Raw genomic sequence first — 25,355 nt, 5'->3', positions numbered from 1 at the left:
TCAGAGGCCCGCCACCGCCATGTTCCTCCTCGGCGTCAGCGATCACGTGATGATCGCGCACAGCTTCTCCGATCCGTTCTTCGGCCCGGCGACCCGGATGCACGGCGCGACGTACTCCGTCGAGATCGAGATCCGCGCGAAGGCGCTCGGCCCGCACCACGTGGTCATGGACATCGGCGCGCTGCACGCGTCGCTGCGCCGGGTGCTCGACACGATCGACTACACGAACCTCGACGAGCACCCCGCCTTCCCCGGGCGCACCTCCACGACCGAGCGCGTGGCCGAGCACGTGGCCGGGCTCCTCGCCGAGGAGATCGCGAGGCTGCCCGCGGGAGAGGCGCCGCTCCCGGGATCGACGCTGAGGGTGCTCGTCCGAGAGTCGCCGTCGGCGTACGCGGGCTTCGAGCGCGACCTGTAGCGCCGGCCGCCGCGGCGGGCCGCTCCCCTGACCCATGCGCATCGCCTGGATCGTCTACGGCGCCCTCGACCAGACAACGGGCGGCTACATCTACGATCGGCTCGTCGTCGAGCGGCTGCGCGCCCGGGGCGACGCCGTGGAGGTCGTGTCCCTCGATCCGGCGCCGCGGTCGCGGGCGCTCGCCGGCCTCGCGCTCGGGCGGCGCCTCGCCCGGATCGACCCCGCCGTGGTGGTCGGCGACGAGCTCTGCTTCCGGGAGCTCGGGCCGGCGTTCGTGACGCTGCCGCGGCGGATCGCGCGCGCGCTCCTCGTGCACCACCTGAGCGCGTGGGAGCTCCCGCCCGGCCCGCGGCGCGCGGCGCTCTCGCTCGCGGAGGCGGCGGTGATCCGCCTGTGCGACGCGCACCTCGCGACGAGCGCGACGACCGCGGCGCGGCTCCGGCGCGAGCTCGGGCTCGCCCGGGTCGACGTGGCGACGCCGGGCGCGGACCGGCTCCCCTTGCTCCCCCGCGCCCGGCGGGACGGCGGCCCGCTGCGGCTCCTGTTCGTGGGGAGCTTCATCCCGCGCAAGCGGCTGCTGGAGCTCCTCGCGGCGTTCGAGCGGGTCGGGAGCGCGCATGCCACGCTCGTGCTCATCGGCGACGCGGCGCGCGACCCGGCCTACGCCGGGCGGGTGCGCCGCGCGATCGCCGGCTCCGCGTTCCTGCGGGCGCGCGTCTCGGCGCCCGGTGTGCTCGGGGACGAGGCGCTCGCGGCCGAGCTCGCGGCGGCGGACGCGCTCGTCCTGCCCTCGTCGCTGGAGGGCTACGGCATGGTGCTCACGGAGGCGGTCCGGGCCGGCGTTCCGGTGCTCGCCGCCCGTGCCGGCGCGATCGCGGAGGCGGTCCAGGACGGCGCGGAGGCGCTGCTCTGGGACGACGTCGAGGGCCCCGCGCCGGCGCTCGCCCGCTTCCTCGAGGACGGCGCTCTCCGGGCGAGCATGCGCCGCGCGGCGGCCGTCCGGGCCGCGACGCTGCCCACCTGGGACGGCACCACGGCCGCGGTGCGCGCGGCGCTCGCGCGCGCGGCGCTTGGATGAGCCGATGAGGGGATGACCGGCTCGGCGAAGAGCGGGCAGGATCGCGCCGCCCCGGGGCGCCGGGCCGTCACGCCCCCGCGAGCAGCGACGCCGCCTCGTCCTTCAGCCGTCGCGTGAGCGCCGCGTCGTCGCGGGCCCCGCCCGCCACCTCCGCCGCGTCCCGCGCCTCGCCCAGGCGAACCCGCACCTCGACGTCGTCGAAGCCCGGCAGCGCCACTTGCAGGAGCGGCGCCAGCGTGGTGATCCCGCGGCGCTCGGCCCACCGCGTGATGGCCAGCCGCTTCGCCCGCGGCGAGTGCACCCCCGAGACGATCGCCACGGCGGCGCGCCCTCCCGCCGCCGCGGCCGCGCGCAGCAGCGCGCCGGCGCTCGGCTGCCACTCCGCGAGCAGCGCGTCGCCCTTGCCCGCGAACGCCGGATCCGCCTCGATGCGCCCCGCGGGGAAGTGCAGCAGCGCGCCCCCGCGGCGCAGGTGCCGCAGCGCGCGGCGCACGCCGGCCGACCGCGCGGCGAGCGCGAGCGCGCCGCCCTCGTCGATCGGCACGAAGAGCAGCCGCCGGCTCACGTGGGGCAGCGCCCGCAGGAACCGCCGATCGGCCGCGACGATCATGAGGTCTTCCCGGCCGAGCGCCGCCATGAGCGCGAGCGCGTCGTAGGCGCCGGGGTGGTTGGACACGACGAGCAGCGCCCCGCGCGACGGCGGCGCCGCGTCGGCCGTCCAGCGCGCCCCGAAGCCGGCGAGCGCCTCCCGCGCCGCGACGTGGAGCCCCGCCTCGCCGGTGCGCCGATCGAAGCGCGCGAGCACGCGCCCGAGCGGCCACGAAGGGACGGCGAAGGCCGCGCGCCCGGCCCGGCGCACCCACGCCGGCGCCCCGCCGAGGCCGAGCGCCTCCACCATCTCCGCGCCGGACAGGTTCGCGAGCTGTCGCTCCAGCGGCTCCGTCATGTCCGCGTCTTACTCCGTGTCGACGCCACCTCGCCAGCGCCGGCGCTCCGCCCGTCCGACATCGTCCAGCGCGGTGGGGCGCGTCCTCTGTCGCCTGTCGGGTTTGCGTCGGGGCGCGCCGCCTCTGTATGAAGGGGGCATGAACGCCACGCTCCCTGCCATGGAGGACGCGATCGGCCGCGGCGACGCGGCTGCGCGCCCCCGGCGGACGCTCGCGGATCTCCCGGGGCCGCCGGGCCTGCCTGTGCTTGGCCATCTGCTCGCGCTCCACCCCGACCGCTGGCACCTCGAGTTCGAGCGGTGGTGGCGCGCCCATGGAGACCTCTTCGTCGTGCGGATGGGCCGACAGCCGGTCCTCGTCGTTGTGGACGGCGAGCTCGTGCGCGACGTGCTCCAGCGCCGCCCCGCGGTGTTCCGGCGGGTGCGCGCCATCGAGGCCGTGTCGCGCGAGGCGGACATGGTCGGGTTGTTCTCGGCGGACGGCGACGCGTGGCGGAAGCAGCGGCAGCTCATCCACCCGACGTTCCACCCGAGGCATGTCGAGGGCTTCTTCCCGAGCATCCGCGACATCACGGGCCGGCTGCGCGAGCTCTGGGCGCGGGCGGCCGACGAGCGCGCCGCCCGCGACGTGCTCGGCGATCTCATGCGTTACTCGGTCGACGTCACCTCGTCGGTCGCCTTCGGCCGCGATCTCAACACGCTGGAGCGCGGGGCGGACGCGCTCCAGGAGCACCTCCAGCGCGTGTTCCTCGGGCTGAACCGGCGGATGCTCGCGCCGCTGCCCTACTGGCGCTACCTGGGACTGCCCGCCGACCGCGCCTACGACCGCGCCCTGGTCGCGGTGAAGCGGCTCATCCTCGATCTCGTGACCGCCGCGCGGCGCGAGCTCGAGGGCGGCGCGGACCGGCCCGCGCGCCCGCGGACGCTGCTGGAGCTCATGATCGCCGCGCGGGACGGCGAGGACCCGAGGGCGCGCCTCTCGGACGCCGAGGTCTACGCGAACGTGCTCACGATGCTGCTCGCGGGCGAGGACACCACAGCGAACACCCTCGCGTGGATCCTCTATTACCTGGGCTCGCGCCCCGACGTGCAGGCGCGCGCCCGCGAGGAGGTCGATCGCGTGCTCGGCGGCGGCCTGATCCCGACGCTGGAGCAGTGCAAGCGCCTCGAGTACACGGCCGCCGTCACGCAGGAGACGCTGCGCCTGCGCTCCGCCGCGCCGCTGCTCTTCCTCGAGGCGAACCACGACACCGCGGTGGGCGACGTGGCCGTGCCCGCCGGCGCCGGCGTCGTGGCGCTCACGCGCGCGACGGGGAGGAAACCCGAATATTTCGGCGATCCGGAGTCGTTTCGCCCCGAGCGCTGGCTCGGGGGCGCGCCGTCGACGCTACCCCACGAGCCGAGGATGGCGCTCGCGTTCGGCGGCGGGCCGCGCGTCTGCCCGGGGCGCGCGATGGCGCTCCTGGAGTGCGCGGTGACGGTCGGCATGGTGCTCCGGAGCTTCACGGTGCACCTCGCGGATCACACCGCGCCGGTGCGGGAGCGGATGGCGTTCGCGATGCAGCCGGAGGGGCTGCGCATCCGGTTCACGAAGCGCGCGAGCGCGTGAGATCACGAAGCGCGCGAGCGCGCGAGATCACGAGGTGCGCCAGCGCGCGGGGCGGCCAGGCGCCGGCGCTCCGGCTCACTGCACCTTGGCGAGGGCCGCGTCGTAATCGGGCTCCTGCGCGATCTCCGGGACGAGCTCGACGTGGAGCACCTTGTTCTGCTCGTCGAGCACGAGGACCGAGCGCGCGAGCAGGCCGGCGAGCGGCCCGTCGACGAGCGTGACGCCGTACTTCTGGCCGAAATCTCCCCGGAACGTCGACAGGCCTTCCGCGTTCGAGATGCCCTCGGACGCGCAGAAGCGGGTGTGCGCGAACGGCAGGTCCGCCGAGATGTTGAGCACCGTCACGCCCGGGAGCTTCTCGGCGCGCTCGTGGAACGTGCGCACGGATCTCGCGCAGACCGGGGTGTCGACGCTCGGGAAGATGTTGAGGATCTTCTTGCCCGAGTAAGACGAGAGCTTGCGCTCGGAGAGGTCGGTCTTCACGAGCGTGAAGTCGGGGGCGGTCGCACCGACGGACGGCAGCTCGCCGGCGGTGTGGATGGGGCTTCCCTTGAACTTGGTCTGAGCCATGGTCACATCCTCCTCTGTGCTCTATGCAGCTGTGCGGCAGCGCCTCTCGTAGGCGCGCCGAGGGCGGACGCCAAGCAGAACCAGCCAGACCGCCTCGGCCGGAGCTCCGCTCCTCTGGCGCGCGGGCGTTGCGCTGGCCGGGCGCTCTTGCCCGGGCGAGCGTCGATCGCCCGCGCGCCGAGGAACGCGCGATCAGCGGAGGGGCGAGCGATGCACCAGCGGAAACGGCTCGATCTCGCCGTCATCGGGGTTCGTGGAGTCCCTGCTGTACCCGATCTCCTGTGCTTCCGTCGTGATGACGAAGGGGCCCCCGATCTCCTCCGGCTCCATCCTGTCTTCGTAGTCTTCGGTGGTGTCGCCCCTGCCCGATGTCGCCGAGGCGACGTACTGCTCGGCGATCTGCTCGGCGAGCTCGTCGACCACCTCTGTGGGGCCGTCTCCCGGGTCGGGGATGAACGCATCTCGGCTCTCCGCGCGCCCGGCGCTCCTGCGCGCCGCCTCCATGAAATCATGGCTGTGATGCCTGCTGGTGGCCCGCAGGGAGCTGTCTCGCTTGGTCTGCATGGATGATCTCCTCGCTCAGCGGCGCGCTCTCACGCGCTCTCGGCGCCGCCGCCCTTCCGCTGTTCTGATGGCGAGAGATGCACCGCGTGTACCATGACTCTGGATGGCCGATCCGCGCGCGCCGCGGCGAGCGGATGGGACCGGCGCTCGCTGCCTGCGGGGTGTGCGCTGCGCTTGCGTGGGATGCGTGGTGCGTCGTGCCACAGCGGTCGCGATGGGCCGGTGGCACGATGCCCCGGCCCTGCGCCGCCCTCACCAGTCGAGCTCTTCGCGGATGGCCTCCGCGAGCTGCTGGGCCATGAGCGCGTTCGTCTTGACGCTCGGGTGGTAGTCGCAGCCGAGCCCGTTCGCCGCGCCGTCCTGCGCAGGGAACTCGAGGACGCGCACCTTGTCGTCGCCGCTGTCGTTCCGGTCCTCCACCACCTGGCCGATGTAGGCGCGCGCCCTGGTGAGCGCCTGGGCGCCTTCCGGGTACGAGTCGCTCAGCATGGGCCCGATGGTGCAGAAGATGAACGCATCCGGATAGTTCGTTCTGACCGTCTCGACGAGGCCCGCGTAGGCATCGGTGAACGGCGCGCGGAACTGGGCGTCGCCCGGGACGTTGATGCTGAAGTCGTTCGTGCCCAGGTTGATCACCACGACCTGCGGCACCCAGGACGAGAAGTCCCATGCGGGCTGCTCCTCGTCGGCGATCGTCCGGCCGTAGATCTCGGGCATCGTGGGCGCGACTTCACCGTCGTAGTTCCGGTACACGCCTCTGCCGGACCAGGCGACGATCGTTGTGTCGGCCCCGACGAGCCGGCCTGTCAGGGCGCTGTAGGCGAGGTAGTTGTTCTCCGTATCGCTCGTGAACGGGCAAGTCTCGTTGGCGCCGTCGACGCCGTAGCCGGCGGAGATCGAGTCGCCGATCACCTCGATCCGGCGCGCGGGCGCCGCCGGGACCGGCAGGAGCGCCTCGCCCTGCTCCGGGACGAACTCGAGGAACTGCGACACGCCGACCAGCGGCTCCGTACGGCGGTGGAGCACGAGGTCGTGCTCGCCGTCGGGCAGCCCTTCTGCGACCGTGTAGAGATCCTCCTCGCTGTTGACCTTGAGGACGCCCTTCGCCTCGCCGTCGATCACCACCTGGAAGAAGTTGGATTGCGCCGCGGTCGACTCGTCGTTGAAGCGGACGCCGAGCGACGTCCCCGAGAACCGGGTGACGATCGCGCTGCCGGCCCAGGAGAAGCGGGGGCCCTCGGCGTTCGTCGTATCGAAGCGCCCGATGAAGCGGATGGTGTCGCCGGAGGGGTCTCCGCCGCCGGCGCCGCTCGTGCTCGACGAGGACGACGTCGTGCCGGGATCCGCGCCACCGCCGCCACCGCCGCCTTCGCCCGTGCCGCCGCCGTCGCCGCCTGTGCCGGAGGCGCTGCTCGAGGTGGATGAGCCACCGCCCGAGCCCGTCGTTCCACCCGTTGAATTCGAGTCGTCGTCACCGCACCCGGCCAGCGCCGACCAGGCGATGCAGCAGATGGAAGCGAGCCTCGGGAGATTGGAGTAAGCTTGTCGTTTCATGCGCGCGAGGATGCTCTAGGTCCGTGGCGCGGACAACTCCAATCTCCTCCTGCGCGCAGGGGCAGACACCGCAGCGCGGGCGTCGAGCTGTGGAGATCGGTTGATCTCAGTTCCAGGTCCGGTCCTGGCGCTGGTACCTGGAGCGGCCGCCGTCCTCGGCGGGGGAGCGCTCGTGGCCCTGGCCTTGCGAGGCGCGCACGTCGTCGCGCTCGTGGACGCGGGTCGAGTATCCCTGCGGGATCTCGTCGCCCATGAAGCGGCCGAACCCGGGCCGGCGCTCCGGGCGATTGTAGATGCCGCCGTATTCGCTGCGTTCCTCGCTGCGGCCGCGGCCCTCGCGCTCCTCGCCGCGGCCCTGGTATCCGCGACCGTGGTCGCCTCGAACGTCATGGTGGCCAGGGGCGTTTCTCTCGTCGCCGCCTCGATATCGATCCTGGTCCTCGCCGCGCCCGTAGCCGTGGCTGCGATGCTGATCCTCGCGGCCCAGGTGGTCGCCTCGTGTGTTGCCGCGGCCCTGGTAGCGCTCGCGGTCCTGGTAATCGTCTCGCCCGTAGTCGCGGCCCTGGTAGCGCTCGCGGCCCTGGTAGTCGTCTCGCGCATAGCCGCGGCCCTGATAGTCGTCTCGTGCATAGCCGCGGCCCTGATGGTCGTCTCGCGCATAGCCGCGGTCCCGGTCGTCGTCTCGCCCGTGGTCGTCGCCCTGGTAGCGCCGGCTCTGGCCCTCCTCGTCGCGGCCGCGGTCGTGGCGGCGGTAGGCGCCGCGGCCCTGGTCCTCGTCCGGTCCGGAGAAGCCGCGGCCCGCGTCGCGGCCGTAATAGCCGCGGTTCTCGTCGCGCCCTCGCTGCACGGAGCCGAACCCTCTTCGCTCGTCCTCGGCGCCCCGCCCGCTGAAGTGATCGTCACGCCCGCCGATCCGCTCCCACGAGGGGCTGTCCTGTCCGTAGGCGCGGCGCTGCTCGGGCTCGCGGTAGCCGTGCGCGCCGGCGCCACCCTGCTCTTGCCAGCGCCTCTCGGAGCCGCCGCGGTCGTCCCGTGCGTGCTGGCCGCCCGACCTCCACGGGTCTCTGCCGTCTCCCCGCCCTTGCTGATCGTACGGCCGCGGCAGCTGGCCCAGCTCTGCCTGCCGGCTGCCGCCGCTCTGGTTCGCGTAGTTGCCGCGGCTGTACGACCCTCGCTCGAACGCGTCGCGGTCCCCCTCGTGACCGCGGAATCCGCGCTGATCGTCGTCCTGCGGCGCGCGCCACCGCTCGTCCCGGTGACGCCAGTCGTCGCGCGGCCCCTCGTCACGGAAATCCCGGCCCTCGTAGCGATCTCGTGCCATCTCGCTCTCCCTCCTCTGGGTGCTGGTGAACGACTCTCGAGCCTCACGAAGGCGGGGTCACCTCCGTGAGCAGCGGGCCCACCCGTTTCCGCCCGTTTCCGCCCGTTCAGCAACCGACGTGCCCAGTTGAAACCCGGTCGAGGGGAGAGGAGCGCCGGCGCCCCGACAGACGGCCTCGCGGCCGGATCGCGCCGCCGCGCGACAATGCGCCACACGCTGGGGCAAGCTGTCACGCTGGCGCGGCTCGTGTCGTCGAGGACGAGCTCGCTGGGCCGGCTCGGCGGCCCAGCTCGGATCCGGGGCAGGGAAGCGGGGAACAGGGAAGCAGGGAAGATGAGCACCGCAGGCAGCGGCGCTCACCCGGCGCTCAGTAGCGCGTCTCGCAGGGGTGCTGATCGGCGAACGCCTTCACGGCGGTCTTGTTGGACGACCACGAGAAGTTCGGATCGGTGATCGACCACGAGAGCGCGCCCGCATACCCCATGTTGTAGAGGTCGCCGACGAACCTGTCGTAGCGCACGTCCATCTCGGCCATGTTGATGGGGAACTCGCCCATCACGACCGGCTTGTCCGTGAGGCCGTACTCGGAGAGGGGCTTGTTGTACGGGAAGTGATCGTTGATCCAGCCGTACATGTGGACCTGGTAGAAGTCGACGTCCGAGCGCGTCCACGCCTGACCCCACTTGATGGCGGCGCTGCCGACGCTCACGGGCGCGCCGGTCTCTCCCCTCAGCACGGCGGCCGATTCCTTGGCGAGCGCTTCCATCTGCTGGTGTGTGACGAGATCGAACTTGCTGGAGTCCCCCTCGAACGCCGGGTCGCCGCCGTAGAGGCTCGGCCCGGTCATCGCCCACTCGGGCTCGTTGATGACGTCCCAGGCCAGCATCCGGTCGCGGTGCGGGCTCGACGCCACCGTCCGAGCGATGGGGCGGACGACGTTCTCGATGAGCTTGGCGCGCCGGCCCGCGTCCGCGACGATGGGCCCCATGCTCGCGACCGACAGGCCGTTCGGCGGGTTGTGCGATGTCTTGTAGAAGCCATCGAAGGAGAACAGCGTGAACATCACGTTGACCTGCGCCTGGTCCGCGAGCTCGAGCGCCGCCAGGATGTCCTGCGTCGAGGTGCCGCCGAGCCCGGTCGGGTTGCCCTGTCCATCGAAGTTGATCTGGTCCCCGTAGAAGCGGGGGTAGATCCACCAGCGGACCACGTCCACGCCGTTGGCGCGCATGTCCTGCAGGTCGGCGAGCACCTGGTTCTTCTTGCCCGAGATGCCCGCCTGGCTCCACTTGGACTGACCGCCGAAATCGGCGCCGAAGTCGCGCCAGGCGTAGTTCACGCCGTACATGAAGCGAAGGCGGCAGGCGATCTCGACCCCTGCCTCGAACGGACATTCGTCCTCGTCGGCGCCGGCGCACTCGCTGGGCTCTCCCCCGCTGCTTGTGCTGCTGCCGGCCACGGGATCGCCGCTGCCCGCGCTCGCGGGCCCGCCGGTGGGCTCGCCGGCGCCGGCGCCGGAGCCCGTGGGTGTGCCGGCGCCGGCGCCGGAGCCCGTGGGTGTGCCGGCGCCCGCGCCAGAGCTCGCAGGTGTGCCGGCGCCCGAGGAGTTGCTCCCGGTGGGGCCGCTGTCCCCCGCTTCGCCGCCGGCGCCGCCCTCGCCGCCGCCGTCCGATCCGTCACCACAACCGAATCCAGCCACGGAGAGCTGGAGAACCCCGACAAGAAGAAGCCAGTTGCGCATGCCCGATTATCACCAGAAACGCGCGCCGGACCAGCCCGAATTCTTAATCGGTTCAGTGACTCACTGCGCAACGTTCTGCTCTTGCTACAAGATCGTGGTCGCAGCGGCCCTGATGAAGATCACGTGAACTTCGAAGGGCACCCGCGGTATCGCTGCTTACCTGGACGGCCCGCGCGGCCTCGGGTGGATCCCCATGTACGCGGCCGCACTCTTCGCCGAGGGATCGTCCGGGTAGCGCTCGATGAGGTCTTCCGCGAGGCTCCGGGCCTGGCCGATCCGGTCCAGGCGCACGAGCGCCCGCACGCGGAGCAGGCCGCGCTCGGCGGCGCGGGGGCTGTCGCCGAGGTCGCGCGACGCCTCGTCGTCGAGCCGGAGCACCTCCTCGGGGTTGCTCGTCAAGGCGGCGCGCATGCGGTCGATGATGCTGGCCTCGGGATCGGTGTCCGGCGCCGGCTCCGACTCCTGTGCTGCGGCGCTCACGGTGGCAGCGGCCGGCGGGGGAGCGGGGGGGACGACGGGCGCCTCGTCGCGGCGCTGCGGCTGGCGGGCTGCGCGGGACTCGGCGCTCGGCGGGCGCGCGTTCGGCGCGGGGCGCTCGTCGCGATCCACGAAGAGGAAGGCCACCGCGGCGAGCGCGGCGAGCGCGGCGACGGGAAGGCCGATGAGCAGCGCGCGGCGAGCGCCGGACGGTCGGGGGGCGTCCACGGCGGCGAACGTAGCGCGGAGGAGCGGCCGGCGGTAGCGATCGGAGCGAGCGGAGAGCGAAGGAAGGGGAGAGCCGCCGAGGTGCGATGGCCGCCGCCGTCCGCGCGACCTCGGGCCGGCCCACGTCGAGGCGTTCCTCACGCGACTGGCGACCGACCAGCACGCCAGCGCCTCGGCGCAGCGCCAGGCCCTCGCCGCCATCAACTTCCTCTACACCCACGTCCTCGCGCTCCCCCCCTCGTGCAGCACCTCGATTTCACCCGAGCGAAGCGCCCCGCGCGCCGCTGCCAACGGTGTTGGACAGGTCTACCCTGCGGCGCTGGACGGCATTTGGGCCTTGCAGCGCAGCGCCGACACGTGAGATTTCTCGTGAGGGGGCACAAAAAGCGACGAGCTGGACAGACCTGGTCTGCCGGCTTCGGTTGGCCAGTCAATTGATAGTTAGCCGGACTTTCCCGATGGACGCTTGGTCAAGGTACGGATCCCCACTCTACCTGCTCCTTCTGCACGCGAATTTCCTCGACGAGCCGCCGGAGCGGCGGCATGCGTTCGCGCAGCAGTTCTTGGATGCGGCGACGTCTCTCCCCGAGCGCGAGCTTGGCTACTGGCTCAACGGATCGTGGCGCGAGCAGCTCACGGCGGCATGGATCATCGCGGCCCGTCGGCTCCCCGCGTTTCGAGGCGTGATCGGCGAGAGACTGCTCGCCAGCGCGACCTGCTATGCGGGACAGGGCTTCTCTGTCGCGACCGCGCGCTACCAGGATCTACCTGCATCCGATGCGCTGACGCTCTACCTCCAGTCGTACTTGCCGGTCGGTGATCGCGAGTACGATCAAGAGTGGGCTGTGGGATCACTGGTATGGCTCGACGCTCGCCTGGCCGCGAATCGCGCGGCGCCCTTTCTGAAGGCTCCTGAGCTCTGGAGAGTATCCGAGCACGGCCGGGAGTTGGGTGCCTTGGATCCAGGACGCGGCGTGGCGCGGGTAGCGCGTGCCATGGCCTTCCTGGACGACCTCGGCGCCAGCGACGTCAGCTGATGCGCGCGCGTTGTCCGCTGGCCCCGCGTGCGCACGTCCCCTTCGGAGCGCCGTTGGCCTTGCGCCAGGCGTTCACGGTCTTGACGCCAGGAGTCCGCGCTGTCTACTGGGGGAGCCGGCTAACAAGCGGCTGGCGCTGACGGTCCGGGCTGCCGAGCGGAGCGAGGTTGCCCGGCCCGCAGCACACCCGCAGAATTTGATGGGGCCGCAGGATGACCCAAGTTGTTTGGCAGCCGCTACGAGGCACCCGGCAAATGAACCAGGCGGAGCTCGGCGAAGAAGACCTTTGGCTCGCTTTGGACGAGCGTCGCACCGACGCGGAGCGCGCCTTCATCACAGAGATGTCGCGCCGGGCCTTGGCGTGGCGCAGCTTGGGCGTAACCAGCGACGATCTCCTCGGCACGGCTGAACAGTTCGTTGTGCTGATGCTCGACGTCTCCGCGGACGGAAACGTCCTCCGAACGCTCCGGGTCGATTTTCACGAATCACGAGTTGTGATTGGAGAGGATGAGACAAAGCAAGCCGCTACAGACCTGGACGAGGAGAATCCACGCGTTCTCGTGGTCAAAGATGGGTCGCCCGTGGCGCTCGCGACCGCCGCTGCTGACTGGATGGAACGGGAAATTCTGCGACCTATCGAACGTCACGAATGGGTGGGAGAAGGCTTCTGTCACCAGAGATGTGTGTTGTCGGACACCGGAGAGCTCCTGTGCTGGTCGGACTCCCACAACCAGAAGAGGCCCGATTTGGGCCCACCAGCCAGGACTGTCACCGTGCGAAGCTACCATGTCAAACGTCGCGGCTGATTGCTCGCAAGGCGAACACAGCGAGCCGGCGCGTGACCGGATGATGCGCGATGCGACGACGGAATCTTGCGAGCCCGCGCGCTCGCCGATCCAGCGGGGCGCGCTGGCGGGGTCGCCTCGGCGCTCGTGGCTCCGCGCACCACGCATCGCGCGCAGGTCGAGTCGAGCGCCTCACCGGCGAAACACGCGTGACGCCCTTGACCAGCGGGTCGGTTTGCTCTTCGTTTTCCCCGGCCATGAAGCTCGTCATCCGCTCCGCTGGCGTCTGGGGGCATGCCAATCTCCGGACGTGGGCGCCCGACGATCCCGACGCGTTCGCCGAGGTCGTGATGCTGGACATCGGGCCCAGAAAGGGGGCGAGGCCGAGACGTGGCCCGCATGCGTCGAGAACCTCCGGCGTTACTTCGCCTGGGAGTACGAGAGCTACCGGGAACCGTGACACGGCGCGCGCTCTCCTGTTCGCCCCCGCTCCTCGTCGCAGCGCTGGCGCTCGGCGCGTGCGGCGGCTCCTCCTGCCTGCCGCCCCGTCGGCGCTCGCGGCCGCCCGGCGGCATGCCCACCCCGCCCGGCCTGCGACGTCGCGCCGCCGGCTGCGATGCGGCCCAACAGGCTGCTGCTGCCGGCGGCGCTTCGCGACGCGGCGCACCGGCATTGCGCTCGGCAGGCTGGCGTCGTCACGACGTGTTGAGGAAGAGATGAATATATCCATCATTGACGCATGGCGCACGCAGGAAGCGCGTGAGTTCTTCCGGAACGTTTGGCCCATGTATGTCCACGAGATCTCCGGCTTCGATACGAACTTCTACGTTCTGGACGAGACCGGTCGATGGCAACCGGACATCGTCAACGATTGGGTCTCAAGCGTGACACCGCCCGGCAACCTGCGAACTCCGCAGTCGGAGCAAGACCCGATGCAGCCGTTCCAGCGAGCGCACGTCATTGCAAGCGACACCCGACCGATCGGGTTCGTATGTGTTGGCCTACGACCGTTCAAATACATGCCGGGCGACGTCGATTCCAGCATCGAGGAGTTCTTCTTGACCCACGGGAGCCGTGGCACCGGCGCGGGCCGACATGCGCTCCAGTTGCTGATCCATCGGTATCCGGGGCGGTGGCACCTCCGTGCCATACATGACAACGCTCGGGCGATCCGATTCTGGACCAAGACGCTTCCGCTCCTTGGAGTGCGAGATCTTCGAACACGGCACGAGAGCGGCGATGTAACCTGGCGGTTCGTGGCAGAGGGGTGAATCGCGCCGGGCTGCCGAACTATCGAATGAACCCGGAGACGCTTCGCGTCTCGGGTTGTTCGATCGTTGGCCGGCCGGTCCCGGCCCCGTACCGCCTGAACGTCGAGGGGGGGCCTCGCCGAGGAGGAGAACGTCGATGGCAGATTCGCTCAACCCGTACCAGGATTTTGCCGCCTGCCACCCGAAGTTGCGGGAAGCGGTGTCTGAGGTCGTCGCCTACTGGGAGCCCGATGAGGTCCCGACGACGGTCGGCTTGCGCGAGGGACGTTGAAGCACTGTTTCTTGTCGATGTCCCTTCGCGCGAGGCGGGTTGCGAACGACCTCTTCTTTCGGTGATTTCACCTCACTGGCATCATACGCCAGACGAGCTTCACGGGATGCGAGCGATCCCGATCAAAAAGTGGTTCTTCTATGGATGCTCTGCCTGGAAATTCGACGAGTCCGGGGAGGTCAAAACTGATATTGACGAAAGAGAGGAGCGAAGATGGGATCCGCGATGCCGAAAACCACAGACTTGACGTGTGGAGCGCCTGACGCTCGGCTTCCAGCGGACGTCGCTTCGCGCCGCCGCTGAAGCCGAGCGTCAGGCAGACGACTTGCCCGGAGCGCCAATGAGTGTCGGTTATATTCTGGTCAACTTTTCCGCCCGCGAGACAGTCGATTTTGTGCACGTGGGGGCGAGTTCCCTGCGCGAACTCGCGGGGTCTCCGGCTGCCGCCGCGATCACCACCTGGTACCTGCTTCACCACCTCGGCGACCAAATTGCATTTGTTTCGGACACCTACGATGACTGGCCCTTCCCGGGCTCGAAGTCAGATCTTGCATCCTTTCCGGATGCGACGGACCGAACGATCTCAGCCCTGATTCTGGCCGGAATTCTGGCCGATCGGGGGCGCGTGTTCGTGGACGAGGACGAACCCGAGCATGTCTATGTGCGAGACTTGAGGAACGTTTGGTTCGAAGCACCGGCGGACGCTGCGAGCGTGACCCGGCGCTCGCAGGAGTGACAGCTCGTGCAGCCCAACGAGCCGCTGAACCTGACACCGGGGCCGTGGTGAGGTCGTCTCGACCGGTGTGCCTACGGCACATCGGTCTGCCGGCGTCTGTCCTCTGCGGTGAGCTCGCGGTATCCTTGAGCCCGGTGCATGTTAGCGCCGCTGTTGGCCGGGCGGGGGACCGTGGGCCGCCTGAGCGAAGCCGCACCGCGGGTGAGCATTCCGCCTCACCCGTGAGGCTGGAAAGGCTGCGCGGAGAGTGATAAGGTGCGCCGTCGTGGGGCTCTTCGATCGCTGGCGAAAGCGCGCCGACGCTCCCGCGGCTTCGCCGGCGGACGATGAGCACGTGGTCGTGCCCGAGGGGCATCAGGTCGACATCCACCGCGCGAGCCCGTTGCCGGGCTTCGCTCGCTCCGCTGCGGGCGTGTGGCTCGCACACGTCGGCGGCAGCAGCGACGAGCTGGAGGAGGATCTCGATCGCGTCCTCGGCGAGGTGGAGATGCTGCTCAGCGGCCCTCGGCCGCAGATCTTCCTCGCCGCGGACCACGGGCTCCTCTCTTCTCTCATGGCGCCCGCGGACCCAGCGCTCACCCCGATCTCCGGTCACCTCGTGTGGACCCTCGACGCTGCTGCCCTCGCGGGAGCGCCGCGCGCGTCCGCACTCGTGCAACGCCTGCTCCGGCGCATCTACGTCACCTCGCGCGCCGCGATCACGCAGAGCGTGTTCGCATTGAGCAACGACGCGGCGCCGGCACGCGCGGTCGTGACGCTGATCCGCGAGCTCGGTATCGGGGTGCGCGCGCCTGAGCCGAAGAAGCAGGCCGTCCTCGTCGAGGTGCACCGGCCGGAGGGCGTCATCCTCTCCGCGCTCCCCGGCACGCCGTACGAGGAGGCGCACGCCGCGGGCGCCTGGGCGCGCGAGGTCAACGTGGAGAAGGATCTCGCCGCGGGCGATCGCGAGCGGCGCGCGCGATTGGAGGAGGAGGAGCGTCGCGTGCTGGAGGAGCGCCTCGCGCCGGCCGGCGGTGCAAGGCGGGTCGCGGCGGTCGATCGGGCGCCGCGGCTCCGTCGGCTGCTCCTCGCCGTGGGGGGGGAGGGCGGCGCCGCGGTCAAGACGGCGCTCTATGATGAGCTGCTGGGCCGCGAGATCCCCCTGCTTTTCATGATCGACCCGAGAACACGCGGGATCCACCTGCGCGCCTGGCCGGGCGGCTTCGAGGCGCTGGCGGTCTACGCCGACAACGCTTCGCTTCTCACGAGCGCGCGCGATCTCGGGCTGCCGATGAGCTCCTTCGCAATCGCCGAGATGGAGCCCGCGGCCCTGTTCTCGTGGGGAGCGGGCCAGGGCTGGGCCGTGGCCATCTGCGTGTTCGCTGAGTCGGGCAAGCCTGTCTATGTGCCCATCCACGCGGAGGAGGTGCGCGCGCTCGCAGCGGGGCGCCCCGGAGCGGTCTGAGCATGACCTCACGACGGACCGGCAGCGCCCCGAAGCGCGCGGCCGGAGCCCGCCATCGCAGGAGCCGTTAGTACACGGCCGTGAGCATGGGCAGCGCCTCGTACCGCAGCCCAATGTTTGACTTGATCGCAGGATCCTCGCTCTGGAATGTACGGAGCTCGGCTTCGTCGTGGACAGCAACGATGCCGACGCCCCATCCGCCCGCCGGGTCGGCGACGGGCCCGAAGGCGATCACGTGGCCCTCGGCGAGCTTGCCGCGCCAGTATTTGCCGTGCGCCTGCATTACCGCGCGCTCATCAGCCGTCATGTCCTGCATGAAGGTCGCGCGCGACGGGAGCAGCCGACAGAGAAAGAAGCGCGGCTCCGGTTGCGGCGCGACGTGGTTCGTGAGCCAACCCAAAACGCGCTCCCAACCTGTCGCGTGGCTCTCGCACGATGCCACACGAGCGCCGAATCCAGCGTGTCGGACCGTGAGGCGGGTACCCGTCTCGATGGCGTCGAGGAGATAGGAGACCGTCGTCGGGGGCCCGTCCGCATCCCATGACGGTTCCCATGTCTGGACGAGCCTTCGAGGCGGATCGAATTCGAGAACTCTGCCGCCGACATGGAATGGCTTCCCGTCTGCCCCCACGCCCTCGGTCCGCCAGGCCCCTCCGGCGCGAAGGTCGATCGTGAAGGCGGTCGTGCGATACATCTCCGCAGAACCCCACCACTTCGTCAGCTCGTCGGTCGTCAGCGCGCGGAAAACGCGCTCTGGCGGCGCGGCGATCTCGATGCGAGCGAGGATCGTTCCTTGCGCGACATCGGCGATCGAACGGGCTCGGATGTTCTTGGCTGTCATGTATCCTCCAGGTAACGCTTCAGCGACTCGAGATTGCGACCCCAGAACGCGCGGTAGCCCTCGAGCCATGCCATCGCCTTCTGCAGCGGCGCGGGTCGCAGCGTGTAGAGCCGCTCGCGCCCGACCTTCTCCTCGGTCACCAGCCGCGATGCCTTGAGCACGCGCAGGTGCTTCGAGATCGCGGGGCGGCTCTGAGAGAAGTCGGCCGCGATCTCGTTCACCGGGGCAGGACCCGCGCGCAAACGATCGAGGATCGCGCGACGGGTTGGATCGGCGATGACAAAAAACACATCGATGTCGGCTTTCGCGGGAGCCATATATGTAACCAGTGGGTTACCAGTATCGCGCTGGCCTGAGCTTGTCAAGCGCCTCGAGGAGTCCCCGCGTGCCGGTCGTGTCCTGCGTGACATCGGCAGAGCTGATCCCCTGCTTCGGCACCAGCTCGCCTAAAGCGACAAGCGGGTTGAAAACGCCAGAAGAGAGCAGAATTCGAACCGCCAAGGCGCCAAGGACGCCAAGAAAAACACAAAAATCTTGGCGTCTTATGGCGCCTTGGCGGTTCACTTCTCGCTCGATCGATGTGATCGGTCTTCTAGCGGGCTGTCTTGTGCCGATTGCCCAACAGGCGTCTGGTACCGGCCGCGCCTCGCGCCGCGGCGCATCGCGACGGCCGGCAGGTCAGAAGTCGTCGCGGAGGCGCACGGTGTCGAGCTCGCGCCGGAGCATTCGCTGAAAGATGCCCGGCGCCACCCACGAATAGACGCATATCCCGAGCCAGGCATACCCGATGAGCTGGGCGCCCGCCGGGCGGTCGAGGTCCTCGAGGGCGAGGCGGAGGAAGCGCTGCGCGACGTACGCGGCGAGGAGGACGAGCATCGCGCTCGGACCGAGCCCCGCGAGCACCGAGCTCACCCGGAACCAGAGGCCGAGGAGCAAGCTCTCGCGCGCCTTGATGGCGGCGAGGAGCCTCAGCGCGTCCGGATCGCTCACATCGGCGCGGATCGCCCAGACCGCGTGCTCGCGCGCGCCGCTCACGTCCCCGCGCCGGAGGAGCACGTGCCCCATGAGGACGAGCGCGTCGGCGTGCTCGGGCTCGGCCTCCAGCGCGGCGCGCGCCCAGCGCTCGGCGTCGTCGACGCGGCCGCGCGCGAGGTGCGCATCGCCGAGGGCGACGAGCGTCTCGACGTCGTCCGGGTCGAGCTCGAGCGCCTGGGTCAGGAGCTCGGCGGCGCGATCGTCGCGATCATGGTACCGCTCGACGGCGGCGAGGCCGCGCAGGGGCGCGGGCTCCGACGGATCGAGGCCGCGGGCCGTCTCGAAATGCTCCCGCGCCTCGCTCGGCCTCCGGTGCGCGAGCAGGACGCGGCCGAGGACCAGGTGCGCGAGCGGCGACTCGGGGGCGAGCCCGCGCGCCGTCTGCGCCTCGATGAGCGCCGCCCCGAGCCGCTTCAGCCGCAAGAGGGCCACGGCGAGCAGCGCGTGTGCGCGCGGCGCGTCCGGATCGAGCGTGAGCGCCCGGCGGAACCAGTCGATCGCGGCTGGCAGCTGCCCGCGATTCAGCGCGCTCACCCCCAGGTCGGTCGCGCGGTCGGCGTCGTCTTGCCCCTCCATCACATCACCACGATCCCGAGCCAGTTCGAGGCCTCGAACGCGGCGCGAACGACGTGATCTCGGGCGATGGCGGCCGCGATGGCGACCGCGGCGCCCTGGCGGACGCGCCCGCCGAAATGCTCATGGATCCCGAAGCTCCGGTGCTGCGACGTATAGAGCCAGTAGGCGGCGCCGAGCTTCGCCGCGGTGATGATCACGAACGCATAGGCGAGGGAGCGATCGGGCAGGTGGAGCGCCGAGATGACCAAGGCGCTCACCTGGGCGAGCACGACCGCCGCCGCCGGCGTGAGCGCGGCGATGAGCGCTTCGCGCCGGAAGCCCGCGCTGCCCATGGCCTTGCCGTTGAAGATGAACCACGGCAGCCCGGCCCAGCTCCCCGCGAGCATCGTCGTGAGCAGCGGCCAGAACGGGTTCACCGTGTACTCGGCGAGCCGGCCCGGGCGGGGCTCGTCGGCGATGGTATAGGCGGCGCCCACGTCAGCCCTTCCCGTGGCGCTTGAGGAAGTCGAGCACCTCGTCGTATTGCCCGGCCTCGTTCGCATAACGCGCGTAGTTGCGCGCCGTCGTGAGCCACTCCAGGGTGGTCGGCTTCACGTCGCGCAGCGCGGCCACGAGGTGAGCCTCCGCGATGGGCACCTCGGCCTTCTCGCCGAGCGAGGCCTCGATGGCCTCGTCGCTTGCCGTCTCGACGAGGTGCTCGAGGTCTGCGCCCGAGAAGCCGGACGTCCTCGCGGCGAGCGCCGCCACGTCGATATCGCGCGCTGCAGGGCGGACGTCGAGGAGGCGGCGGAGGATCGCCTCGCGCCCCTCTCGATCGGGCGGCGGCACGAAGAGCACGCGGTCGAAGCGACCGGGGCGGCGGAACGCGGCGTCGACGGCCCAGGGGACGTTCGTCGCGCCGAGGATGAGCACGCCCGCGTTGTTCTGGGCGAAGCCGTCCATCTCGGCGAGGAACTGGCTCACCAGCTTGGCGCTCGTCGCCTCGCGCGTGTGCTGGCGCTTGCCGGCGAGGGCCTCGAGCTCGTCGAAGAAGAGCACGGCCGGCGCGCTCGATCGGGCCTTCTCGAAGATGGCGTGGAGCTTTCGCTCCGACTCGCCGATGTACATGTCGAGGATGTCGTGGATGGCGACGTTGAAGAACCCGGCCTTGCACTCGCCGGCCGTCGCGCGCGCGAGGAGGGTCTTGCCGCAGCCCGGCGGGCCATAAAGGAGGATGCCGCCGCCGACGCGCTTCTTGAAGCGCTGGAAGAGCGACGGCTTCTGGAAGGGCATGATGATGCGGCGCTCGATCTGCTTCTTGACGTCCGCGAGGCCGCCGACGTCGGCGAACGTGACCGCCTTCGCCTCCGGGTGGAGCAGGCGCGCCATGACCGGCGCGTCGGTGTCATCGTTCGAAATGACGCGCATGCGCGGGCGCTCGCCGGCCGAAACTATCTCGCGTATGCGCGCCCCGAGCAGCGCCTTGAGGTCGACGTCCTCGAGCGTCGGGTTCTCGGCGACGGCATCCTGGTATGCCTGAACCGCCTCTTTCGGGCGGCCGAGCGCGTGGAGGACGCGCGCCCGGAGCATCTGCGTCTCGCCGTCCTTCGCGTCCGCGAGCTCGAGGGACCGCTCGAGATCTCCCGCCTCGAACAGCGCGCGGGCCGCGGCGCGCCGCTGCTCGGGGCGCTCGAAGAGTGATGCTCCGGCTTCGCGTACGAGCCGAGCCGCCTCGGCGGCGTCGCCGCGCTCGACGAGGGCCGCCACGACGACCGTGAGGAGATCCACGTTGCGAGGGGAGGCGGCGAGCGCCGCCCGGAGCGAGGTCAGAGTCGCGTTGTCCACCCGGAGGCGACCCATACCGCAGCACAGCGGAGATTGCTATGGGATCGCTTTCGCTCCCTCGCGCGTGCGCGCCGCGGAGTCGGGCGTTCTGGACCCGGCGGCGTCCGCGGCGGTGCGGCGCAGCGCGCCCAGGTGGGCGGAATCGAGCGATACGCTCCTGCTGGAAGCCCGCTACGACATCCGCACGATCCAGGAGCTCCTCGGCCACCGTGGTGTGAGCACGGCGACGATCTACACTCACATGCTGAACCGCGGCGGCCTGGTCATCCGAGCCCACTCGACGGCCCGTCGGTCCGAGGGTGTGAACGGACTGGTATGTGTCCGGCAACCTCCCGATGAAGGCGGCAGCGCCGTGTCACCGCGGCGCGACGCCTCCGGCAGCGCGTCCGCCGCGCCCCCTCGAGGTGCTCCCGGCTCCCCGGAAAGCCGGCGGCTGCCGCCGGTGTTAGACGGGTCTGTCCCATGGTGCTGGACAGCAATTGGCCTTGCGACGCGGAGCGGATCTGTGACACTTTTTGTGAAAAAGGGCACCCAGAGCGATGACTTGGGCAGACCTGGTCCGGCGGCTTCGGTTGACCAATCGACTGATAGTTGGGCAGATGAGGACGTGAGGCAGATGGTGCGATCCCCCCACAGCCAAGGAAAGGGAAGCCGCCGCTTCCCCGGCCGTCCTGGCGGTGCAGGATCGAAGCCGCCGTTGGAAGACTGGCGACGACACACGAGCCATGCCGCTGCTCGCGCCGAGGACCTCGAGCCCGACCGCTATCGACTGTGGTTGCGAGGCGACTGGAACACTTCTGCCGCCGAGCTTGCCTACAAGGTTGATCAAGCGTTCGCCCAGGCCCGCATCCCGTACTTCCCTATCGAGTATCATGGTTGGCATACGGGCCTCCAGGTTGTGATCCCGGCGCGTTTCGCGGAAGCTGCGACCGCTGTGCATCAACGGTTCGAGGAGGAGCGCCCTCGTCCTGCGCCATCAGTCGGTCGTGGTTGGACGTCGTCTATCGAGCCGCAGCGCTTGTCCAAACAGCACTCCAATCACCCATGGATATTTCGCCGATACAGCGAAAACCTTCCTGATGGACGGCGCTACGAAGCATTGCTGTTTCGGGATGAGCATCATAAGCATTTCGGAAAGCGTGAATGGGTCGTGCCGGCAGCGACGAATGTGCCTGACGCTCCAACGTTGCGGAAGCTGGCATGGCGAATCGTCACTGATTCTGAATTTAGAAATGAACTGCTCTCAGACGACCCCGAGTTGAAGGATTTCTGGCGATGATGCTCGGCGAGGCACTGCCCAACAACCCAGGAATTCAAGGCAGCGCATTCGTTTCTCAGTAGATTTGCCAGCGCAACTGTGCTTGGTACGAAGCTTTCACTTCGCGATATCTTCGTGGTGCCTGGAAATCACGACGTGGCCTATGACGCCGAGGACATGGAGACGCGCATTGTGCCCTACGCAAACTTCTACAACAAGCTGTTTGCGGGGACGCGTCCACCGATCCTTCCTCATGAAGCGAGCAAGGTCACCCAGGTTCACGTCGACAAGGGTCGTGGCTCCATCGTCGTCGAGATCAATTCTGCGCACTACGTACAGAAGGGCACGCCCGATGAGAAGCGTGGTAGTGTCGATATGCAGATGATTAGGATGATCGACGAGGCGCTCACCGAGGCGAGGGGCGTTGGGCAAACGAGGAATGGAGTGTCATGGCATTGAGCCGAGCTTCGGTTGAGCAATCGAAGAGCCTGGAGGAGTTCTACGGCGAGTTGAAGTCTTCGACCGACAGCTTCTCCGCGGCGATTGGCGGCGGAATGCTCGAGCTGTTGCCGCTCTTGAAGGACGCCTGCTCGGGCCGTGACGTTTGGGCGCTCACATCGCTGATGCGCCTCTGGTTGCTGCCAGCAGACGATCTATCGGCGCCCTGGCTGGTGTCCGTGATGGCGATGCCTGGTGTCGGATTCCAGGTCATGTACCGGATGTCGGACACTGAATCTCCGTGGCCAGATGCGTTGGTCCAGGGCACGGCGGTCGATGAGGCAGACGCTTGCCGAATGGTGAGGATCGCGATGGAGAGGTGCCGAGGTTGGACCTCGCTGTGAGCCGCTGCTCAACCAGCCGCTGCTGGCGCCTGCGCGTCGCGCAGCGGCAGACCGGCCAACAGTTCGGCGGTCTGCGCCGCCGCAGTAGAGGGCCCATGATGACACTCGAACAAGCCCACCAGGCCGTTCAGATCTATGCGGAGCAGTGCGGGGCAGTCTGGTTCGAACGCACGGTCATTGATCGTGGCGGGTATTGGTTCTTTCCGATTGGGCATGTCGGTTCTTGTGGTGTAATCGTGGACAAGGCCAACGGTCGTCTCAGCGTGATGGGATCGGCATTGTCGCTCGACGACTGCTTCTGGGGGCACGAGCATGCCTTCTCTCCTGAATTCGTGTGCTTGCGCATCAAAAAGGTTCACGATGAGGGCCGCACTATCGAGTTCCTGCTCTACCTCGTGACAGGCGGGCCGCCGCGCCAGCGGAACCCGAACCCGAAGCGCGCCTGGCTTGCCGCCCGACTTCGAGCACTACCGTGCGAGTTCGGTCCAGAGCGCCTCTGGTTGTCCATTCCAGCTTTCCGTGAGGCCCTGCAGCAGGGGTGGTTCGACTTCGATATCGCTGAGCCGCGCGAGGAGGTCGGGAAGGCGCGTCAAACGAGCGCTGAAGACGCTCGCCTCAAGACACGGCCGCGGCGGAGCCGGCGCTGATGCTGGCCAAGGCGGCGCGGCGCCGCGCTATTCTGGCGGCATCGAACCTCGGCGGCGTCGACCTCTCCCGGACGTCGATCCGCGGCGTTGACCTGGAGGGCGCGTCGCTCGTCGGCGCGAAGCTCGACGGGGCCGACCTGCGGGGCTGCAGGCTCGCAGGCGCCGATCTGACCGGTGCGTCGCTCCTTCGTTCGAAGCTCCGCGGCTCGGACCTGCGGCGCGCGAAGCTGTGGCTGTTGGACGTGCGGGGACCACTTCTGTACTCTATCGATCGCAGCGACTCATGCCGGAAGACCTGGACGTTCAGTACCTGGAGGGATTCGTCGCGGATCCCGCGGCCATGTTCGACATGGCGGAGCGGAATCTCTCGTGGGACGACCGGATGCATTCACGTCGAACCGCCTCGTGCGGGGTGGCGTACAACTACTCAGGCATCTCTTACCCGGACTGCGAGATGCCGCCCTTCGTGCAGGACCTCGCGGCCCGCCTCGCTGGCGTGGTGGGGCATCCGATCAACAACTGCCTCGCCAACTTCTATGCCGATGGGACGGCGAAGATGGGCTTTCACTCGGACTCCAGCGCCGGCGTCGTCGCTGGAACGACGACCTCGATCCTGTCGCTGGGTGCGCCTCGCGTCCTCACCTTCCGCCGGAGCCTTCGCCGGGACGAGACGCACGACATGGCCCTGACGCCCGGCTCGCTCCTGATCATGCGCGCCAGCGTTCAGGAGGGGTGGCAGCATGCCGTCCTCGCCGTCGACGCCGCGGGCCCGCGGATCAGCCTCACATTCCGATTCCTATCTCGTTGAAATGGCGGTAGCCGCCGGGGCGCGCCCCCGAAGGAGGAAGACGTGGCGAGAGGACGAACGCAGCGAACCGCGACCGTCGGCGTCGCCGAGTACGGCAACTCGGCGGTGCTCGTCACTGTCGCGCCCGGCGGCGAGCTCCTCGATCGCCGGCGCATCGATCTCACCGAGGGCTTGCCGACGCACCCGCATCACCACGAAGGGTCGTGGGCGGTGGGCCGTTACCTCAACACCCCGGGAGCGCGAGCGCTCTCGCTCGCCGACGCCGTGGCGCTCGTCGAGCGCGTGCGAGCGTCCGCCGCGCGCGGCGCGCGCGAGGGCCTCGAGGCGCTGGCCGCGGCGGTACCCGTGCCGATCGCGCGGATCGCGATCCGCGTGTGCCCCGAGCTCCCGCCGACGACCGAGGAGCGGATCGCCGACAATCGCGCGCAGACCGTCGCCGACTCCGTCATGTATCGCGAGGCCCTCGCGGCGGCAGCCGAGGCGCGCGGCTGGTCCGTGCACTGGTACGACCGCGAGCGCGTGTTTCGCGACGCTGCGACGGCGCTCGGCCGCGATGACGTGAACGATCTTCTGCACGCGATGGGCCGATCGATCGGGCCACCTTGGCAGGCCAACCACAAGCTTGCGGCAGCTGCGGCGCTCGTGGCGACAGGGCATCCAGCGTCGCGGGCAACCAGCGGATAACATGCAGTTGCAGCGGACGGTGATACGGTATTGTACATGACTCCTCGTTGAGCCGCCGCTGAACTGCGGCGTTGACCTTGGGGCGAGGGTGAGCAGGTTCCGATGAACAAGCTACCGAGGCTTGATGTCGCGTTCGATGAGCCCTCGGCGGGATGGCTCGCAGTAGAGATTCGGACCGCGGATCAGCGGGTACACGAGAATTTCTCGCACATCTACCCGACGTTGCCGGATCTCTGCTCCGCCCTCTGCGACGCGCTGGGCGGTAGACCATCGCGCCGCGTCACGTTCCTTCTGGAGCCAGCGGAGCTCGAGCTGACCATCGTGCCGGAGGGCCCTGCGGTGTCCGTCCTGAGCCTCCGGATGTTCCGGGATCGATTTCGGACGCTGACTCCGGCGCCAATACTGGAGTTCCACGGAGCGGCGACAGCGATCGTCTTGGCGTTCTGGCGCGCACTTCGGCGACTCCAGACGTGCTTGCCGGCGTCACAGTTCAGCGAGAGGTTTCGCGAGCCCTTCCCAGAGCTTGAGATGGAAGCGCTGACCCGGCTGGTCACAGCTCAGAAAGCGCAGGTCGATCGATGACGACCAAGAAGGCCGACCCGCCGCTGGGCAACAGAGGGATTGATGCCGAGAATGTGCTACACGCTCCCTTTGGCCGGACACGCACTCCGCAGCGTCGATCGTGTCGGTTGAATGATAGAAAAGGCGGCCACCCAGCAGGCCGGCCAGCCGTCAGCGCGACCTACGTCGCCCACCTGGAGCCAGACCGCCCCCTATGCCACCCTCGAAGCCA

At 69.4% G+C, this 25,355-nt stretch carries 28 protein-coding genes and 3 pseudogenes; 19 read left to right on the top strand and 12 right to left on the bottom strand.

Features of this window, described 5'->3' with window-relative positions; translation table 11 throughout:
• The first annotated feature begins 19 nt into the window (after positions 1-19).
• Both WME82_RS31195 and WME82_RS31190 read left to right on the top strand, forming a co-directional pair.
• Positions 20-418 carry a 6-pyruvoyl trahydropterin synthase family protein gene (locus WME82_RS31195; protein WP_437293635.1) on the top strand — a complete coding sequence of 133 codons (399 nt, stop codon included), beginning with the start codon at positions 20-22 and terminating at the stop codon, positions 416-418.
• Between the two features lie 34 nt (positions 419-452).
• Positions 453-1,496: a glycosyltransferase family 4 protein gene (locus WME82_RS31190; protein WP_438038291.1), complete on the top strand. Its 1,044-nt coding sequence runs from the start codon at positions 453-455 to the stop codon at positions 1,494-1,496.
• Between the two features lie 67 nt (positions 1,497-1,563).
• Here WME82_RS31190 and WME82_RS31185 read toward each other — a convergent pair whose 3' ends face one another.
• Positions 1,564-2,442 (bottom strand): 1-acyl-sn-glycerol-3-phosphate acyltransferase, encoded by an 879-nt coding sequence (locus WME82_RS31185; protein WP_438038290.1) that lies wholly within the window; start codon positions 2,440-2,442, stop codon positions 1,564-1,566.
• 139 nt (positions 2,443-2,581) lie between these two features.
• Between WME82_RS31185 and WME82_RS31180 the strand changes: the two genes are divergently transcribed.
• Positions 2,582-4,051 carry a cytochrome P450 gene (locus WME82_RS31180; RefSeq protein WP_437850951.1) on the top strand — a complete coding sequence of 490 codons (1,470 nt, stop codon included), beginning with the start codon at positions 2,582-2,584 and terminating at the stop codon, positions 4,049-4,051.
• 75 nt (positions 4,052-4,126) lie between these two features.
• Here the strand turns inward: WME82_RS31180 and tpx are convergent, their stop codons facing one another.
• The 6 genes from tpx to WME82_RS31150 form a co-directional block, all read right to left on the bottom strand.
• Positions 4,127-4,621, bottom strand: a complete 495-nt coding sequence (tpx, locus tag WME82_RS31175) for a thiol peroxidase (protein ID WP_437323736.1) — start codon at positions 4,619-4,621, stop codon at positions 4,127-4,129.
• Between the two features lie 192 nt (positions 4,622-4,813).
• Positions 4,814-5,185, bottom strand: coding sequence for a hypothetical protein (locus WME82_RS31170; RefSeq protein ID WP_437740128.1), 372 nt, complete (start codon positions 5,183-5,185; stop codon positions 4,814-4,816).
• A gap of 252 nt (positions 5,186-5,437) precedes the next feature.
• Positions 5,438-6,739: an SGNH/GDSL hydrolase family protein gene (locus tag WME82_RS31165; protein ID WP_438038289.1), complete on the bottom strand. Its 1,302-nt coding sequence runs from the start codon at positions 6,737-6,739 to the stop codon at positions 5,438-5,440.
• 106 nt (positions 6,740-6,845) lie between these two features.
• A complete protein-coding gene (locus tag WME82_RS31160; protein ID WP_438038288.1) occupies positions 6,846-8,060 on the bottom strand; it encodes a hypothetical protein in 1,215 nt (404 codons plus the stop codon).
• Positions 8,061-8,427: 367 nt separating this feature from the next.
• Positions 8,428-9,798 (bottom strand): endo-1,4-beta-glucanase, encoded by a 1,371-nt coding sequence (locus WME82_RS31155; RefSeq protein ID WP_438038287.1) that lies wholly within the window; start codon positions 9,796-9,798, stop codon positions 8,428-8,430.
• A gap of 156 nt (positions 9,799-9,954) precedes the next feature.
• Complete coding sequence (locus WME82_RS31150; RefSeq protein ID WP_438038286.1) at positions 9,955-10,503, bottom strand: hypothetical protein; 549 nt, start codon at positions 10,501-10,503, stop codon at positions 9,955-9,957.
• 103 nt (positions 10,504-10,606) lie between these two features.
• Here WME82_RS31150 and WME82_RS31145 point away from each other — a divergent pair.
• From WME82_RS31145 to WME82_RS31115, 7 genes and pseudogenes are all read left to right on the top strand, one after another.
• A pseudogene (locus tag WME82_RS31145) lies at positions 10,607-10,864 on the top strand (phage integrase N-terminal SAM-like domain-containing protein); the annotation flags it as partial.
• 97 nt (positions 10,865-10,961) lie between these two features.
• A complete protein-coding gene (locus tag WME82_RS31140; protein WP_438038285.1) occupies positions 10,962-11,540 on the top strand; it encodes a DUF6000 family protein in 579 nt (192 codons plus the stop codon).
• Positions 11,541-11,794: 254 nt separating this feature from the next.
• On the top strand, positions 11,795-12,346 hold the full coding sequence (locus WME82_RS31135) for a hypothetical protein (RefSeq protein ID WP_438038284.1): 552 nt from the start codon (positions 11,795-11,797) through the stop codon (positions 12,344-12,346).
• A 695-nt stretch (positions 12,347-13,041) separates the two neighbouring features.
• On the top strand, positions 13,042-13,596 hold the full coding sequence (locus tag WME82_RS31130) for a GNAT family N-acetyltransferase (protein WP_438038283.1): 555 nt from the start codon (positions 13,042-13,044) through the stop codon (positions 13,594-13,596).
• A gap of 136 nt (positions 13,597-13,732) precedes the next feature.
• Complete coding sequence (locus tag WME82_RS31125; RefSeq protein WP_438038282.1) at positions 13,733-13,867, top strand: hypothetical protein; 135 nt, start codon at positions 13,733-13,735, stop codon at positions 13,865-13,867.
• A 250-nt stretch (positions 13,868-14,117) separates the two neighbouring features.
• Positions 14,118-14,603 carry a hypothetical protein gene (locus WME82_RS31120; RefSeq protein WP_438038281.1) on the top strand — a complete coding sequence of 162 codons (486 nt, stop codon included), beginning with the start codon at positions 14,118-14,120 and terminating at the stop codon, positions 14,601-14,603.
• A 265-nt stretch (positions 14,604-14,868) separates the two neighbouring features.
• Positions 14,869-16,047, top strand: coding sequence for a hypothetical protein (locus WME82_RS31115; protein ID WP_438038280.1), 1,179 nt, complete (start codon positions 14,869-14,871; stop codon positions 16,045-16,047).
• A gap of 67 nt (positions 16,048-16,114) precedes the next feature.
• Here the strand turns inward: WME82_RS31115 and WME82_RS31110 are convergent, their stop codons facing one another.
• The 5 genes from WME82_RS31110 to WME82_RS31090 form a co-directional block, all read right to left on the bottom strand.
• Positions 16,115-16,888: an SRPBCC domain-containing protein gene (locus tag WME82_RS31110; RefSeq protein ID WP_438038279.1), complete on the bottom strand. Its 774-nt coding sequence runs from the start codon at positions 16,886-16,888 to the stop codon at positions 16,115-16,117.
• Positions 16,885-17,205, bottom strand: coding sequence for an ArsR/SmtB family transcription factor (locus tag WME82_RS31105; protein ID WP_437275476.1), 321 nt, complete (start codon positions 17,203-17,205; stop codon positions 16,885-16,887). The genes WME82_RS31110 and WME82_RS31105 overlap by 4 nt, the downstream gene beginning before the upstream one ends.
• Before the next feature lie 361 nt (positions 17,206-17,566).
• Positions 17,567-18,499 carry a tetratricopeptide repeat protein gene (locus WME82_RS31100; RefSeq protein ID WP_438038278.1) on the bottom strand — a complete coding sequence of 311 codons (933 nt, stop codon included), beginning with the start codon at positions 18,497-18,499 and terminating at the stop codon, positions 17,567-17,569.
• Positions 18,499-18,975: a hypothetical protein gene (locus tag WME82_RS31095; protein ID WP_438038277.1), complete on the bottom strand. Its 477-nt coding sequence runs from the start codon at positions 18,973-18,975 to the stop codon at positions 18,499-18,501. Before WME82_RS31095 ends, WME82_RS31100 begins: the two co-directional genes overlap by 1 nt.
• Position 18,976: 1 nt before the next feature.
• Entirely contained in the window at positions 18,977-20,323 is a 1,347-nt protein-coding gene (locus WME82_RS31090; RefSeq protein WP_438038276.1) for an AAA family ATPase, read from the bottom strand.
• 148 nt (positions 20,324-20,471) lie between these two features.
• Between WME82_RS31090 and WME82_RS31085 the strand changes: the two are divergent.
• From WME82_RS31085 to WME82_RS31045, 9 genes and pseudogenes are all read left to right on the top strand, one after another.
• Positions 20,472-20,597: pseudogene (locus WME82_RS31085) on the top strand (tyrosine-type recombinase/integrase); the annotation flags it as partial.
• A 423-nt stretch (positions 20,598-21,020) separates the two neighbouring features.
• A complete protein-coding gene (locus WME82_RS31080; RefSeq protein WP_438045025.1) occupies positions 21,021-21,602 on the top strand; it encodes a hypothetical protein in 582 nt (193 codons plus the stop codon).
• A 78-nt stretch (positions 21,603-21,680) separates the two neighbouring features.
• On the top strand, positions 21,681-22,040 hold the full coding sequence (locus WME82_RS31075) for a hypothetical protein (protein WP_438038275.1): 360 nt from the start codon (positions 21,681-21,683) through the stop codon (positions 22,038-22,040).
• The gene (locus WME82_RS31070; RefSeq protein ID WP_438038274.1) at positions 22,031-22,423 is read left to right on the top strand and encodes a hypothetical protein; all 393 of its coding nucleotides are present in this window, start codon (positions 22,031-22,033) and stop codon (positions 22,421-22,423) included. Before WME82_RS31075 ends, WME82_RS31070 begins: the two co-directional genes overlap by 10 nt.
• A 95-nt stretch (positions 22,424-22,518) precedes the next feature.
• Positions 22,519-23,070: a hypothetical protein gene (locus tag WME82_RS31065; RefSeq protein ID WP_438038273.1), complete on the top strand. Its 552-nt coding sequence runs from the start codon at positions 22,519-22,521 to the stop codon at positions 23,068-23,070.
• Positions 23,070-23,288 (top strand): annotated as a pseudogene (locus WME82_RS31060) (pentapeptide repeat-containing protein); the annotation flags it as partial. The gene WME82_RS31065 and the pseudogene WME82_RS31060, both read left to right, overlap by 1 nt.
• A gap of 65 nt (positions 23,289-23,353) precedes the next feature.
• Positions 23,354-23,878, top strand: coding sequence for an alpha-ketoglutarate-dependent dioxygenase AlkB (locus WME82_RS31055; RefSeq protein ID WP_438038272.1), 525 nt, complete (start codon positions 23,354-23,356; stop codon positions 23,876-23,878).
• A gap of 42 nt (positions 23,879-23,920) precedes the next feature.
• Complete coding sequence (locus WME82_RS31050) at positions 23,921-24,562, top strand: hypothetical protein (protein WP_438038271.1); 642 nt, start codon at positions 23,921-23,923, stop codon at positions 24,560-24,562.
• Positions 24,563-24,664: 102 nt separating this feature from the next.
• Entirely contained in the window at positions 24,665-25,144 is a 480-nt protein-coding gene (locus WME82_RS31045) for a hypothetical protein (protein WP_438038270.1), read from the top strand.
• Positions 25,145-25,355 lie beyond the last annotated feature (211 nt).

Source organism: Sorangium sp. So ce128 (genome assembly GCF_051525245.1).
Classification (GTDB): domain Bacteria; phylum Myxococcota_A; class Polyangia; order Polyangiales; family Polyangiaceae; genus Sorangium; species Sorangium cellulosum_B.
This window is presented reverse-complemented; position numbering and strand designations above follow the sequence as displayed.